Annotated in this window: 16 protein-coding genes and 1 tRNA gene; 12 read left to right on the top strand and 5 right to left on the bottom strand. The window is 55.9% G+C overall.

The annotated features are described in order from the left end of the window. Positions 1–199 precede the first annotated feature (199 nt). Positions 200–922, top strand: coding sequence for an autoinducer binding domain-containing protein (locus AC07VG_RS27185; protein WP_495003732.1), 723 nt, complete (start codon positions 200–202; stop codon positions 920–922). Between the two features lie 66 nt (positions 923–988). Here AC07VG_RS27185 and AC07VG_RS27180 read toward each other — a convergent pair whose 3' ends face one another. After that, a complete protein-coding gene (locus AC07VG_RS27180; RefSeq protein WP_495003731.1) occupies positions 989–1576 on the bottom strand; it encodes an acyl-homoserine-lactone synthase in 588 nt (195 codons plus the stop codon). Between the two features lie 648 nt (positions 1577–2224). Here AC07VG_RS27180 and AC07VG_RS27175 point away from each other — a divergent pair. The 8 genes from AC07VG_RS27175 (at position 2225) to AC07VG_RS27140 (ending at position 9662) form a co-directional block, all read left to right on the top strand. Next, positions 2225–2683, top strand: a complete 459-nt coding sequence (locus AC07VG_RS27175) for a hypothetical protein (protein ID WP_495022218.1) — start codon at positions 2225–2227, stop codon at positions 2681–2683. Between the two features lie 920 nt (positions 2684–3603). Continuing rightward, complete coding sequence (locus AC07VG_RS27170; protein WP_103495397.1) at positions 3604–4002, top strand: carboxymuconolactone decarboxylase family protein; 399 nt, start codon at positions 3604–3606, stop codon at positions 4000–4002. 43 nt (positions 4003–4045) lie between these two features. After that, on the top strand, positions 4046–4324 hold the full coding sequence (locus AC07VG_RS27165) for a hypothetical protein (RefSeq protein WP_495003729.1): 279 nt from the start codon (positions 4046–4048) through the stop codon (positions 4322–4324). Between the two features lie 289 nt (positions 4325–4613). Next, positions 4614–6092, top strand: a complete 1479-nt coding sequence (locus AC07VG_RS27160; RefSeq protein ID WP_495022217.1) for a c-type cytochrome — start codon at positions 4614–4616, stop codon at positions 6090–6092. Between the two features lie 45 nt (positions 6093–6137). Beyond that, positions 6138–7913 (top strand): cytochrome c oxidase subunit I, encoded by a 1776-nt coding sequence (ctaD, locus tag AC07VG_RS27155; protein WP_495022216.1) that lies wholly within the window; start codon positions 6138–6140, stop codon positions 7911–7913. Beyond that, positions 7910–8602 carry a cytochrome c oxidase subunit 3 gene (locus AC07VG_RS27150; protein WP_495003727.1) on the top strand — a complete coding sequence of 231 codons (693 nt, stop codon included), beginning with the start codon at positions 7910–7912 and terminating at the stop codon, positions 8600–8602. The genes ctaD and AC07VG_RS27150 overlap by 4 nt, the downstream gene beginning before the upstream one ends. Positions 8603–8606: 4 nt before the next feature. Beyond that, a complete protein-coding gene (locus AC07VG_RS27145; protein ID WP_495003726.1) occupies positions 8607–9326 on the top strand; it encodes a heme-copper oxidase subunit III family protein in 720 nt (239 codons plus the stop codon). 21 nt (positions 9327–9347) lie between these two features. Continuing rightward, a complete protein-coding gene (locus tag AC07VG_RS27140) occupies positions 9348–9662 on the top strand; it encodes a cytochrome C oxidase subunit IV family protein (protein ID WP_495003725.1) in 315 nt (104 codons plus the stop codon). Between the two features lie 37 nt (positions 9663–9699). Here the strand turns inward: AC07VG_RS27140 and AC07VG_RS27135 are convergent, their stop codons facing one another. Then, entirely contained in the window at positions 9700–10254 is a 555-nt protein-coding gene (locus tag AC07VG_RS27135) for a magnesium transporter (RefSeq protein WP_495003724.1), read from the bottom strand. A gap of 364 nt (positions 10255–10618) precedes the next feature. Between AC07VG_RS27135 and AC07VG_RS27130 the strand changes: the two genes are divergently transcribed. Further along, the gene (locus tag AC07VG_RS27130) at positions 10619–10960 is read left to right on the top strand and encodes a hypothetical protein (protein ID WP_495003723.1); all 342 of its coding nucleotides are present in this window, start codon (positions 10619–10621) and stop codon (positions 10958–10960) included. A gap of 107 nt (positions 10961–11067) precedes the next feature. Here the strand turns inward: AC07VG_RS27130 and AC07VG_RS27125 are convergent, their stop codons facing one another. Then, positions 11068–11454, bottom strand: a complete 387-nt coding sequence (locus tag AC07VG_RS27125; protein WP_495022215.1) for a hypothetical protein — start codon at positions 11452–11454, stop codon at positions 11068–11070. An 813-nt stretch (positions 11455–12267) separates the two neighbouring features. Here AC07VG_RS27125 and AC07VG_RS27120 point away from each other — a divergent pair. Both AC07VG_RS27120 and AC07VG_RS27115 read left to right on the top strand, forming a co-directional pair. Continuing rightward, positions 12268–12540: a CopG family ribbon-helix-helix protein gene (locus tag AC07VG_RS27120; RefSeq protein ID WP_248745410.1), complete on the top strand. Its 273-nt coding sequence runs from the start codon at positions 12268–12270 to the stop codon at positions 12538–12540. Then, positions 12540–12815, top strand: a complete 276-nt coding sequence (locus AC07VG_RS27115; protein ID WP_495003721.1) for a type II toxin-antitoxin system RelE/ParE family toxin — start codon at positions 12540–12542, stop codon at positions 12813–12815. The genes AC07VG_RS27120 and AC07VG_RS27115 overlap by 1 nt, the downstream gene beginning before the upstream one ends. A gap of 335 nt (positions 12816–13150) precedes the next feature. Here AC07VG_RS27115 and AC07VG_RS27110 read toward each other — a convergent pair whose 3' ends face one another. Together AC07VG_RS27110 and AC07VG_RS27105 are read right to left on the bottom strand one after the other, a co-directional pair. Next, the gene (locus AC07VG_RS27110; RefSeq protein ID WP_495003720.1) at positions 13151–14140 is read right to left on the bottom strand and encodes an Abi family protein; all 990 of its coding nucleotides are present in this window, start codon (positions 14138–14140) and stop codon (positions 13151–13153) included. 258 nt (positions 14141–14398) lie between these two features. Then, positions 14399–14474 (bottom strand) — tRNA-Thr (locus tag AC07VG_RS27105). Between the last annotated feature and the right edge of the window lie 31 nt (positions 14475–14505).

The raw sequence follows: 14505 nt of genomic DNA, 5'->3' as shown, positions 1-14505 counted from the left end.
CTTCGGAAAATGGGGGCTGGAGGTGTTGTTGCAACATAAACGGGTGGTGAGGTAGTTGCAGATGGCCATGTAGTATATATAAAAATAAGATCGCTCTATAGTTAGCGCAAATGGTTATGGTCTTTTTATGGTTGTCCCCATTGACAGGGCGAACAGCTGGACTAGGATGACAAACCGATTTTCATCTTGGATAGCTAAAATGGACTTAGCACAGCTTTGGGTTTGGGATATTTACTTTTATTCGCTTTTTGCGAAAGCCATGAACATGGAGGAGTTTACCGGCATCGCACTGAACGCCATCACTGATTTGAAATTTGATTTCTATGCTTATGGCCTGTGCAGCCTGACGCCGTTCATGCGGCCGAAAACCCACCTGTACAGCAACTACCCGGCGGAGTGGGTCGCGCGTTACCAAGCCATGAACTACGCGGTGATCGATCCTACGGTAAAGCACAGCCGGCTGGCCTCGACGCCGATCTTGTGGAGCGATGACATCTTCAAGGGCAGCCCTGGCTTGTGGTCGGAGGCCAATGATTCGCAGCTGCGTCATGGACTGGCCCAGCCGTCGTTCAATGCCCGGGGGCGTGTGGGGTTGTTGAGCCTGGCGCGTAAAGACAAGAAGATCAGCGCCGACGAGTTTACGGAATTGGCGCCCATTACCAGAGCCTTTGCCGATGCCGCCTATGCCAAGTTGTCGGAACTGGAGGGCACCTTGGAACGAGATAATGACGTCGTGTTTACCGAGCGGGAAAGCGAAGTGTTGCGCTGGACGGCGGATGGTAAGACGTCGGAAGAGATCGGTGTGATCATGAGCGTGTGTACGGATACGGTTAATTACCATCACAAGAATATTCAGCGCAAGATCGGTGCGAGTAACCGGGTGCAGGCGGTGACCTATGCGGTTGCGCTGGGTTATATCTAACTGAGGTTCGGTGTTTGTTGCGGAACAGGGTTGTCAGGCCTGTTCTGCAACAGGGGGTTTGGCGTGTCAGGCGATTTGCTTTAATTCCTCGTACATAAATAATACTGGTGCAAGACTGCTGAAGTGACGTTTACGATCCGTCGGCAGTTGTATCGCGACAATCTGCTCATCCTGGTGCCGGATCATCTCGCCGAGGCGTTCATAGTGGACGCCGTTTTTTCTGTAGTAGCGCTCCATGATCTTGCTGACAATCCCGACGATATATTCGGCGCCGGCGCGATGCGCGGTTTCCAGGCACTTCCAGAACAAGGGCATGGCCAACTCCGGGGTTGAGGTGGTGAAGCGGGTCATTTCCCAGATAAAGGCGCTGGCTGGCACGCCCTCGGCGCAGGTGTGGCTGAATACGCCTTCGAGCAGGTTGGGCGCGGTGGTGGGGATCAGTCGGGCACAGCCGATCAGTTCGCGGGTTGGGCTGAGGGCCAGGAGGTAGCGGGCGTGTACGTGGTCGTAGGCGTCCCATTCACACCCCGGGGCGTCGGGGGGCAGGGGCAGTTGCCAACCCAGCTTCTCGACAAACTGCTGATAGCGGTATCGGCCGAGTGACAGCCGCAGACTGTCGCTCATTGAGGACAGGGTGTGCTCTTCCATGTGCATAAGGGCTTCTCTATTGGTGAAGGACGGCGGGCGTCGATTTATATAGAGCAGCGGTGGGGGTTTGGCACCTACCAGATCTGGTAGGGGTGGGGGCTTTGGGCGTCGGTCTTGGACGGTGGGGCGATTAGAGAATTTCACTGTTTGAGGCGGTTTCAGCGTTTGCTGAAATAGGGGGAATGAGTGAAAACATTCGTTTAACCTCATGTGCAGCTTGATGACCTCGGCTTAGCAGATTGCTAATCTACTCGTGAGCGCGAAACCAGTTGCCATCCAGCGGCTATAACTGGCGTAGGAACCCCGTCGATGGTTGGATTATCAGCGTAGGGTGAGACCTCCACACCCCTGCTTGAGGGTGTGTATATGAATATCAAGCGTATCTTCAAGGGCTACCGGCGACTGTGGCCCTGTTCTTTGCCCGTCACCAAAGTGTTTGGTGTTTGTATTGCCGCCACTATTTTCGATTAACACAACCCTGCATGCCACACAGTTTTCGATGATTCTTAACGTTGCTTTGAAATTTCTGTAGTTCGTACATTTCCGTAATTGTGGATTTCAATAAATAACGAATTGTCCTACGTATGGTGTGCCATGCGATGAGTCAAGTGTTCGTGGCACAATTAAAGATCCTTACCGGCTCTGGATTCGTTTTTGTCCGAACTGTTGAAACTCAAAGAAAATGTCCTGATCGCTCATCCCTCCGGTTCGATGAGTTTCGGCACTTTGCCTGACATGCCGAAATTCGATCTTCGAGGTGGGGAGATTTATCTGCGCGTTGGTGTGCACTGGGGCGATAACCGTGGTTTCGGTATCAAACATATTTGGGAGGCGCATCGCGTGGATCTGTTCAAGTATCACTGTGACAGCATTGATGGTGTGGTGGCTCACATCGCAAAAATGATCGTGCCAGGCGCCCCTATCTATTGCGAATTCAAGGAAATGAGCGGCAACCACCGGGTGGCAGTCTTGAAAAATCCCAAGGGCTCATTGATCCTGGAGCCGAGGAACGAACGGCGAGGATTCGGTTACTACGTTGTCACGTGGTATCCGAAACGGCGCGCTGAGGGGACCTTGGTCGGTACGGTCGCCAGGTCCGCCAAAACTGAATAAAAAAGGCGCTCAATGAGCGCCTTTCAAAATGTTATTGAGGAGTAGTCGCAGCGATTCTTTAGCTCCGGATCATTGCTGACCGTGGGTTCAGAATCCGACCAAAGGCTTGGTCGTCACTACTTCAGAGAGCGCCAGTTCTCTGCTGCCGAAGTTCTGGGGGGGCATTACTGGAGCCCAAGCCCAAAGATGCGCAGTTGCAGTCCTCGTTGGCTATTTTAAGCAAGTTGACAACACTGTCAACCAGGCTGGCCCGCGGCCATTAGGGTCCCTGCGCTCAAGCCCCAGCTGTGGTTCGAGGGGCCACCCACCGGCCAAGGGTTTGACTGAGTCATCGGATCATAGCCTTGAGTAAGGTAAAAAGTTTTAGGTTGGATTCAGATCAGCCTGACAGCCTGGAAAGTAGAGAGGCAACCCTTGATCCCCATAAAATGCAAAGCCGCCCGGAGGCGGCTTCAATCGATACGCAGTTGAGCTTGCATCGCCCTTTCCGCGCTGCTGGATCAACCAAGGAGGGATCCAGGCTCCTGCCAGCGTTCGCTGGTAACGTCCCAATTATGGATATCGGTGATAACCGCTTCAAGCCAGCTTGCCCGACCTGGGGTGGGCCTGATCGGCCTTTAGTGACACAACTCTTTGTTTTTAAAAAGGTATGGCTCTGTTCCAGGCCTCGCTTTGATTCTTTTCAAAATGTGGCTCGTACTTAGGGCCGCGTCGTGGCCCACGCCCATCACGGTTGATAACCCCAAGTACCTAGCGGTACGTCATTGCTCCAAAAGAATCTAAGTCCATCCTGTTGTTTCTACGACATTTAATAGTTTGTTACTGGAGTCGTCCTGCTGCCGACTCTGGTATCGCCACCCGCGAACTAAACTGCTTGTACCTCTGAAGCAGGTGTCTCCAGAGCGTTCAGGAGGTGTCAAATGGCTATTTATGATACCTATCGGGAAATTGAAGAGGCCCTCGGTGTGGTACCGGAGTGGATCAAGCAGATGCCGGAAGGCGGCGCGAACGGATTCTGGGGAGTGGCTCGGGACTTTTGGCTGGCAGATACCAAAATCCCTAATAAGTATAAGGAGTTGATTGGTCTGGCGGTCTCCGGGGCGACCCGTTGCAAGTACTGCACCCTGTTCCATACCGAAGCCGCGCGCTTGTTTGGCGCGAGCGACGAGGAAATTGCCGAAGCCAGCTTGATGGGGGCGGTGACCATGATGGGCAGCACCTTTATTAACGCCCAGCAGATCGACTACGAGCAGTTCCGTCAGGAAACACTGAGTATCGTTCGGTATGTCAAAGATCACTCGCAACCCAAGGCCGCTTAGGCCGTTGCGGGACCCCGCCCTTCGCCAACTGACGAAGGATCACTTGATTGCAATCACCGGCGATGGTCCGAGGACCACCGCCCGGTGGCAAGCGGCGGTGCTGCGCGCCATCAGCACGCTGATGCAATACAGCGATACCGCCCGCGAAGATAACCAGGACCTGCGCATCCCGTTCGCCAAAGCCCTCCATGACCTCTATGCGGGACGCAAGTCCGACGCCGAGTTGACGGAAATGGTGCTGCTGATGCTGGAGGTGGAAACCGCCCCTTTGCTCGGCAACGGGCCCCAGGCAGGAGCGGTATCTGGGAATGATGACCCCTGATAGGTGCAGAGGGCCAAAGGCGTCGTGGTGATGGATCTGAACTCAATCACGCTGCCCCCTGATCTGCGTTGAGATGACCGGCAGGGGCCTTACCGCTTTTTTCACCCGCCACGGGAAACGCGGGCGCACGTCTCCTGATGCGCACTATACTTTTTTATGAAATTTGCCCCGAGGAAAGAGGCAATTTTCCAACAGGCTCGGGAGGTGGATGAGTCATTGACGTAACGTTGCGGCTTGGCGCCGTTGCGTTCGCATGACCACAGGGCAACAGGCGCAGGATGAAGAGAAAATGGCGATCGCAATCATCTTAGTTCTAGTCGTTGTCGCCTCAGTCCTGTTCCACCTGTTCGCTCCTTGGCATCTGACTCCGGCCGCCTCCAACTGGGGATCGATAGATACCACACTACTGATAACCCTGATCATTACCGGGATATTTTTTATCGCCATCACGGTATTCATGGCGATCGCGGTGATTCGATTCCGTCACCGGGAAGGCTCCCGGGCGGTCTACCAGCCAGAAAACAAGAAGCTGGAAGGGTGGCTGATCATCGTCACCTCGCTGGGCATCATCGGCATGCTGGCGCCCGGCCTGGTCGTCTACAACGACTTCATCCGGGTACCGAAAGACGCTATTGAGCTCGAAGTGGCCTCCCAGCAATGGCAGTGGTCCTTTCGCTTTCCCGGCCGCGACGGGAAGTTCGGCAAATCGGATGTCAAATGGATCGATTCCACCAACCCCTTCGGTATTGACCGCAATGACCCCGCGGGACAGGACGATGTCCTCATCATGAATAATGAAGTTCGGCTGCCCATCAATCGGCCGGTAAAAGTCCTGCTGCGTTCAAAAGATGTCATACACAATTTCTATGTTCCGCAGATGCGCGCCAATATGGATATGGTTCCGGGCATGGTGTCTTACTTCTGGTTTACCCCGACCAAACTCGGCAAGTTTGAAGTCATTTGCCTGGAGTACTGTGGCCTGGGTCATTACAACATGCGTGGCCATTTGATCGTCGAGGAGCAGGAGGCTTTCGATCAATGGCTCGCTAGCCAACCGACGTTTGCTCAGGCCCTGGCGAGCGCCGCCGCCCCCAGCCAGGACAGCCTGCTGGAAAAAGGCCGGCAATTGGTTGAAAGCCATGGCTGCCGGGCCTGTCATAGCCAGGATGGCAGCGCCAGCCTGGGCCCGAGCTGGAAGGACTTGTATGGCCGCTCGGAACAGCTTGCCGATGGCAGCCGCGTTCAGGTCGACGAAACCTACCTCAAGTCGGCGATCCTCGAGCCCACGGTCAGACGGGTCCAAGGCTACCCGCCGGTCATGGTGGCCTATACTTTCACCCAAGATGAGCTGGGCGCCGTGGTTGCCTTCATCAAATCGCTGAGCGCCACGGGGCAGAAGGAGCAAGGCGCTGCGAGCCAAGCTGCAGGCACAGCGGGTGATCGGGTGGCGCAGGGACAGCGGCTGGCCGGATCGATGGGTTGCCTTGCCTGCCACAGTCTTGATGGCAGCCAGGCTGTCGGCCCAAGCTGGCAGGGCTTGTACGGCAAAATGGAAAGCCTGGAGGGTGGCACTCAGGTCAAGGTCGATGAGGCCTATCTGAGGGAGTGCGTTCTCACGCCTGCTGCCAAGAGGGTCAAGGGTTATCCCCCGGTCATGCCGGCCTTTACCCCCAGTGACAAGGAACTGGATGCTCTGGTCGCCTTCATCAAGTCGAAAGGCAATGTCGACGCTGATACCGGCAAGGTGGAACCAGGCAAGTCGCCGTAAGTAAACAGCCGGAAACACTCCCACGCTCGTTCGGAGGATGTTTTGATGGCTTATGTGGAGCACGCGGAAACAGCGGTCCTGCACGAACCGAAAAGCTTCGTCACGCGATATATCTGGAGCCAGGACCACAAGGTCATCGCCCTCCAGTATTCCTTGACGGCCATGTTCGTGGGCGTCATCGCCCTGGTGCTGTCCGACCTGATGCGCATGCAGATAGGGTTTCCCGGCAGTCTCTCATTCATGGATGCCGGCACTTACTATCAGACAGTGACCATGCACGGCATGATCATGGTGATCTACCTGTTGACGGCCCTGTTCCTGGGCGGCTTCGGCAACTATCTGATTCCGCTGATGGTGGGCGCCCGTGACATGGTCTTCCCCTACGTCAACATGCTCAGCTACTGGTTCTACCTGGTCTCGGTGCTGGTGCTGCTCTCAAGCTTTTTCGTCCCAGGCGGGCCCACCGGGGCGGGCTGGACACTCTATCCGCCACAATCCATGACCCAGGGAACCCCGGGTTCCACAGGGGGCATCGTGTTGATGATGGTGTCGCTGGCCATCTTCATCGTTGCCGCCACCATGGGCGGGTTGAACTACGTGACCACCGTGCTACAGGCACGCACTCGAGGCATGACGTTGTTCCGCATGCCGCTCGCCGTCTGGGGCATCTTCATGGCCTCGGTCATGGCGCTGCTGGCCTTCCCCGCCTTGTTCGTCAGTGCGGTGATGGTGCTGTTCGACAAGTTGTTGGGTACGAGCTTCTTCATGCCGGCGATGATCTCGATGGGGCAGCAGCTCGCGCATCAGGGCGGTAGCCCGATACTGTTCCAGCACCTGTTCTGGTTCTTCGGCCATCCGGAGGTCTACATCGTCGCCCTCCCGGCGTTCGGTCTGGTCTCCGACCTGATCAGCACTCATGCGCGCAAGAACATCTTCGGTTACCGCATGATGGTGTGGGCCATTGTCGCCATCGGCGTGTTGAGCTTCGTGGTCTGGGCGCACCACATGTACGTCAGTGGGATGAACCCGTATTTCGGCTTTTTTTTCGCCGTGACCACCTTGATCATCGCGGTACCGACCGCGCTGAAAGTCTACAACTGGGTGCTGACCCTATGGCATGGCGACATTCACCTGACGGTGCCGATGCTGTTTGCACTGGCCTTTATCCTCACCTTCCTGGTCGGTGGCCTGACCGGGTTGTTTCTCGGCAACGTGATCGTGGATATCCCGCTGTCGGACACCTACTTCGTCGTGGCCCACTTCCATATGGTCATGGGGGTTGCGCCGATACTGGTGGTATTCGGTTCCATCTACCATTGGTTTCCGAAGATCACCGGGCGCATGCTTAACGACACCCTGGGCAAGCTGCATTTCTGGGTCACCTTCCTGGGGACCTACTGCATCTACTTCCCCATGCATTACCTGGGTTTACTGGGTATGCCGCGGCGCTATTACGCCTATCCGAACTACGAGTTCATCCCGCAGTCGGCGCAGCAGCTGAATGCGTTCATTACCGTTACCGCACTGATTGTCGGCGTGTTCCAGTTGCTGTTCCTCTTCAACCTGTTCTGGAGTGCCTTCAAAGGCAAACCGGCAGGCGGAAACCCCTGGGGTGCGGCCAGCCTGGAATGGCAGACACCGAACACCCCGCCGGTACACGGCAACTGGGGAGAGAAGCTGCCGGTCGTGCATCGTTGGGCCTATGACTACAGCGTGCCCGGGATAGAGCAGGACTTCGTTCCACAGACGGTCTCCGCCGAGGCGCTGGAACAGATGAGGCAGCGCACCGCAGAGGCGAGGATTGCGGGTGAAGGACCATGAACAGGCCGCTATTGAAAAACACGGCAAGCGCCAACACCGGAGGCCGTTGGAGCCAGCCCCCCGACGACACCTGGGCGGCGGATGGCATCGACAGGGCGAAAACCGCAAAAGTGGGCCTGCGCGTGTTTCTGGGTGTGGTGACCTCGCTGTTCTTTCTCTTGCTGCTGGCCTTCATTACGCGCTCGCAAGTGGCGGACTGGCAGCCTCTCACCGAGCCGCTGGCACCGTTGGCCAGTGCAAGGCCACTCTGGCTGAACACGATCCTGCTGGCACTGGGCAGTATCAGCCTGCAGTGGGCGCGGGTGGCGGCCCGGCGAGGCGCGTTGAACGGCGCCACCCTCGGCTTCGCCCTGGGAGGCGTCTTTGCGATTGCCTTTTTGGGGGGGCAACTCTGGGTCTGGAAACAGTTCGTCGACTGGGGCTATTTCGTCTCCGGCAATCCAGCCAACAGCTTCTTCTACCTGTTGACCGGTGTGCACGGGCTGCACCTGCTGGGCGGCCTGGTGGCTTGGGGTCGAGTCGGCGCCCGGTTCCTGCGACGTGTTCCGCTGCCGCAGCTGGAGCCCGGCGTGGAGCTCTGCGCCATCTACTGGCACTACCTGCTGGGCGTCTGGATCGTCCTCTTCGCCCTGCTGACCAGCACGCCGGAAACCTATGAAAGCATCGCCGCATTCTGCGGTCTGAGGTGAAGCCATGGCATCGTCCCCAGCCGGTCCGGAAGAGCCCGGTCTGTCCTTACCGCTGACCCCACCCGATACGCTGGTACCGGGATGGCAGGGCGTCGCCAACGACTGGTCCTCGGATCGGGACGCATTCAAGCACGTCCCCTGGGGCAAGGCGATGATGTGGATCTTCCTGCTCAGCGACACCTTCATCTTCAGCTGCTTCCTGACTGGCTACATGTCGGTACGCATCAGCTCCACCGTCCCCTGGCCGAACCCCAGCCACGTGTTTGCCTTGACCATCGGCGGCGCTGAAGTCCCGCTGATCCTGATCGCGATCATGACCTTCGTGCTGATCAGTAGCAGCGGCACCATGGCCATGGCGGTGAATTTCGCCTATCGCCGTGTGCGCAGTAAATGCGCGGCCCTGATGCTGACCACCGCCGCCTTCGGTGCGACCTTCGTCTGCATGCAGGCGTTCGAGTGGAGCAAGCTCATTGCCGAAGGTGTTCGCCCATGGGCGAACCCCATGGGTGCAGCGCAATTTGGCGCCAGTTTTTTCATGATTACCGGTTTCCACGGGCTGCACGTGTCAGCCGGCGTCATTTACCTCTGCGTCGTTGCATTCAAGGTATTGCGAGGTGATTACGAGCGCTCCGGAAACTATCAGATCGTCGAGATAGCCGGGCTGTACTGGCATTTCGTGGATCTGGTGTGGGTATTTATCTTCGCGTTGTTCTATTTATGGTGAGTCTGTAGAGGAGTACTGGCGATGGCGCATGCACAAGGTCAACAACATCCACTCAGCTTGTACCTGAAGATCTGGGGATTGTTGTTTGTACTCAGTACCCTGTCCTATCTGGTCGATTATTTTCACTTCCAGGGCTACTTCAGGTGGTCGCTGATTCTGGTGCTGATGTTGTTGAAGGCTGGCCTGATCGTCTCCGTCTTCATGCACATGGCCTGGGAGCGTCTGGCGATGGTCTACGCCATACTGGTACCGCCATTGTGTCTGCTGGTGCTGGTAGGTCTGATGGTGGCAGAGGCGGACTACGTGTTCTTCACCCGTGGGATGTTCCTCGGGTAATAACAGGCTTCCGCCTCCTGCGCACTCGGACCGCCTCCTATATCGTTCGCTTGAACTGATGCCATCTATACAGCCAGGCCACTATCCAATGGGGGGCTGCTGGGCCAGTGCCGGCCGCTTGCAGCTGTGGGTGATGTTTGATGACCCGATCCAGCGTCGACTCCTGATTGGGTTCAACGTCCACGAAGAAAATATACTCGCCTTCTTTTATCCGCTCTTTCAACTTGCGGAAGTGGGCATTGGGCACCTGAATACCAAAAAAGCCGCCTTCCCAGATACTGAATCCGAGTATCACGATGCTCAGAAAAACGAACGGCATCCAGCCTGCCGCGGTGGCGGTCCAGCCTGCCAGATAGGCCCCCCCCAGCGCCAAGGCGGCGAGCGGTATGCCAATGACCGCACCAATCTCGCCAGAACGGACAACATCCTGCTTCATGAATGAGTTCACATCATGCAGATGATGCTGTTCCACTTCGGCATCCCGATCGCTGAGCACATGAATCTGTTCAGTACTGATACCGCTGGTTTCCAGTTCGCTTTCAACGATTTCCAGGTCGTCGAGATTATCGCTGATGTAAAAGTGTCGGTTCATGAGTCACCTCCTACCGCCTATCCGCAGGTGTCCCCTTTTTTCTGCAGTGGTTATCTGAAATTCCAGAGCGTTAGCCTGTCTCTCTGGATCACGTTGCACGCTCATTGCTACCAAAAAAGTATAGCACCGCCCTTTTCAACGCCATGGCCGCCCGGAGCCCGAGCACGTTGGGCTGTGCGCAATGCACCAGGGCACGGGAGACCTCCCGTGCTGTTCCTGACCCGTTTTTCAACAGCCTGGTCCGGGTGTTGGGGGCGGCGGGCTGGTGGGCGAGTTGAGGCTGTAGCGGTTCCTTGCCTGTTGTCTAGAATTTAATAGGAGGTCGGGTCGTCCCCAAAGCGACTGTCCCAGGAGGTTTTTCGTCATGAACACCTTAACCATCAAAGGCTGGTGCAAAGCCAGCAGCGATCAACGGTCCACCCCGATGGGGGAGATCCATTTTCACGTCAATGACGACGACCATTTGCGTATGGAGGAGGCCGAAGAACATCTGCAGCAGACCCACGAGCCTGAAGTGATGATCGATGTGGATATGAGCACAATGGAGTTGATCACGCCAGAGGAATGCGGCCCGTTGTCTGATTGCCAATTGCGCGTTTATTTGAGCGCAGGCGACCAACGCGGCCAGTTCCACCTGGTCGGGCATCGGGCGAGCGACGGCAGTTTGATCTATACCAATGCGGTGATGATCGATCAGTTGGGTTGATTCCCCGGCGAAGGGGAAAAGCCAGACAAAGCCCTCACATTGCTGCGAGGGCTTCGTTTTGTAGGGTGCGGTGCCGGGAACCGACCCCGGGATCTACTGATTACACTTCAACTAAATGGATGGTCGTCTAATGCGTGTGATGCGTGATGTGTTGAGGACGAACCCGCAAGCAGCGCATCCACCACAGCCCGCGCCATCTCTACCGAGTGAAGCATGCCCCAGAACAGAGACCGCTCTACCGGGTTCGTATGCAAGCTGATTTCGTCACCGTTCAGTTCGGCTACTTCGAGCAATTTTGACACGTAGGTCAGCGCGTCCTGAGCGTTGACGCCTGGCTGGATGGCAAAAATCGTGGGTCTGAAAGGGTCATCGTAATCGATGGTTTTAGAGAGGGTTAGACCCAGGGTATCGAGCAAGCGGGCCGCATCTGGCCGCATTGATTTCACAGGGCCGTTGGAAATGGAAGGTGGATCGGGGGTGATTTTCTTAGCCATGGTGAATCTCCAACAGGTTAAGGAGATCTCCACTCTTGCTGCGATACAAGGGTGGCGAACTGTACGCAGGTTCGCAGACCGGTCTGTTGGGACACCGGCAGGCATAAGCCTCCTGCGCACAGCCCGCCATAACGCAGACATGAAAAAGCCGCTTACGCGGCGCTGTGCGCCAACAGAAACCGCCGGGCTGCGAAACCCGTATCGCTGAATTTGCAGCGACGACAGGAATGTAGCTCCAGCCGCGAGCGCACACAACATTCTCCCACGACCAAAACATGTAGGAAATATTAGTTTTTTTGGAAAGCTATTTCTCCTCATTACGAGGCGCTGGGGAGCTACGGACGAGGAAGGGAAATCACTCACCTATTAGTCCGGAAACGATTTCGAGTGCTTTTTTTCACTTCACTGCATTGGGGGCGTCCGACTAATGGGACGTCTGGCTGGGAGCGGTCACATTACGTTCAGCAGACAAACAAAAGCCCCGCATCGCTGCGAGGCTTCGTTTTGTATGGGCACCAGGAGTCGAACTAATCCCTTTGTTATTGAAAAATAAAGGGAAATATCGTGGGCATGGTTTTTCATACCTCTATCTGTACCCTCAGCGTAGGTAACCGGTGAGGCCATGCTCGGAAAAATCCCTGCCGAAGTGCTGAAAGAGGGACTGGCGTGGTGCCGATGGTTCTTGACGATGTGTGATTATTAATTATGATTAACTATTAATCGAAACTCATCACGATGGCTGGTCGCGATACCCGAAGCGACCATCCATCTAGCGAGAGCCTGCTGATTCTCGCAACACAGGAGTCATCCACCATGGCAGCTAGCGCGAAAACCCGGTCCGTTACGGCTCACGTCCCGGTGCAACTGGCCGAGAGAATCGATTTGATGGCTGAGCGGCTGGAGCGCTCCAAGAACTGGATCCTCAAGCAGGCTCTGTCCGCCTGGATAGACCAGGAAGAAGAGCGCAGTCGCCTGACTCGCGAGGCGCTGGCGGATGTTGATGCCGGTCGTGTAATTGACCACCAAGCGGTCCAGGCCTGGGCCGACAGCCTTAGTACCGACACCCCGCTGCCGGTACCGCGCTGATGGAGTTGAAGTGGACCAGCAAGGCGCTTTCAGACGTTGCTCGGTTGTACGAGTTTCTGGCTACAGTGAACCGGCCCGCCGCCGCGCATACGGTTCAACAGCTCACGGGGGCTTCAAGCATATTGCTGACTAATCCGCGTATTGGCGAACGGCTGGAAGAGTTCGAACCACGAGATGTGCGCCGAATCCTGATCGGCCATTATGAAATGCGCTACGAGATTCAGGAGTCCACCGTCTATCTGCTGCGGCTGTGGCATACGCGTGAAGATCGATAGACGCTATCAGATGATTGCGGTAGTCGAAGTGTTTACGAGGCCGGCTAAAACGGAATAAAAAAGGCGCTCAATGAGCGCCTTCTAAAATGTTGTCGAGGAGTAGTCGCAGCGATTCTTTAGCTCCGGATCATTGCTGACCGTGGGTTCAGAATCCGCCCAAAGGCTTGGTCGTCACTACTTCAGAGAGCGCCAGTTCTCTGCTGCCGAAGTCTGGGGGAGCGATACTGGAGCTCAAGCCCAAAGATGCGCAGTTGCAGTCCTCGGTGGGCATTTTTAAGCATGCTGACGATGTGGTCAACGGCAAGCTGCGTTGACGTGACGAGCTACTGGCTTCGTTACTCAAGATGCCATTGCTGCTGACGTTTCCAATCATTTGGAAACCCCATGAGCCTCAAACTCCCAAACTCTCGCTGATCCATGACCTCCGCAAGGCGAAGCTTCCATTGGCTGTCTGGGCTGATCAGGTCGGTTAGATAGGCCAGCATCGTCAATACGATGTACAGGCGTTGCTTTGGTTGAGGACCGTCGCCAGGTACATGCGGAATCACCCACTCTTTGGGTAAGGACGGTCGAATCGAAAGCTCTCGGTTCCATAACCGTGAATGGTGGGCGCAGCAGTTCCGGATAAAGGTCAAGGTGTGCAGCCAGGAGGCCAATACATCGAAGGGCAGATTGAATCTGCTAGAGATCGCTTTTTTGTCAGCGCTTTTACCTATGGCGTTGAATAGGGTAGAGACCGTCCCAAGGCTGAGCTCTTCCAGAACGGCCCAGGCGGGCGGTAGCTCAGGATGGGTATAAGTCGCCCCGTAGAATCGGAAATAGTTATCGCGAATGCGATTTTCAATCCGCTGTTGGTGAACGCCATCGACATGACGACCGCTTTTTATGCGATCAATCTCGCGTCGGAGTCTGGTCTGCTCCTTGTTCAACTGATCTCGCAGGGGGCGTAGCAAGTCAGAGTGCGAGTATGACGAGGAAAAAACTGACGAGTCAGCTATCCAGTCAGGCCCATATTTTGGACACATGTGATTGCTGATCGATGCTCTGATGGCAACTTCGACAGGTTCGATAGCATCCATCGTTATGCGTCGCAACGAACCATCGAAGCGATAGATGTCGACCACGGCTTTCAGGGTACTGCCGGGTTTGAAGGTGTGTTCGGGATCCGGCTCCTGAAAGGGACGCATGTAGGGGCTCAAGCGAAACAGCGTTACCACTTCGAGAAAGCGCAATGCCCTATCGTCGTTGGTGACGTGCAGGCCTCGTTGCTTCAACAGTTCCAATTGCTGTTCTACGCTGAGGGCCGGCTTGTCGAAGGGCCTCATGTAGTTTTCTCCAGGCAAAAAAAACCCGCACGATTTGAGCTTGCTGACTGTGGGTCAACCTAGGCTTGGCGGGTGTGTTGGGGTGCATTATAGGTAGGTGTCAGAGCCCGTCAACGTCGCGTTGATGTGAAATTGTAACGGGTTGGTGCCTTGGATTTTTTTAAGTGTGGACACGTTGTGGACATTTTCAGCTTTTTGAAAGCGCGAAAACTAAAGGTCCAGAAACGCCAAAGCCCCGTATTACGGGGCTTTGATGTATGGTGCCGGCACCAGGAGTCGAACCCGGGACCTACTGATTACAAGTCAGTTGCTCTACCAACTGAGCTATACCGGCGTGTTAGGGCGACGATTATAGCGATTGGCGA

The organism is Pseudomonas sp. GW821-FHT03C07, assembly GCF_059420925.1.
Note: the sequence above shows the minus strand (reverse complement) of the source record. Positions and strands in the feature narration are given on the sequence as shown.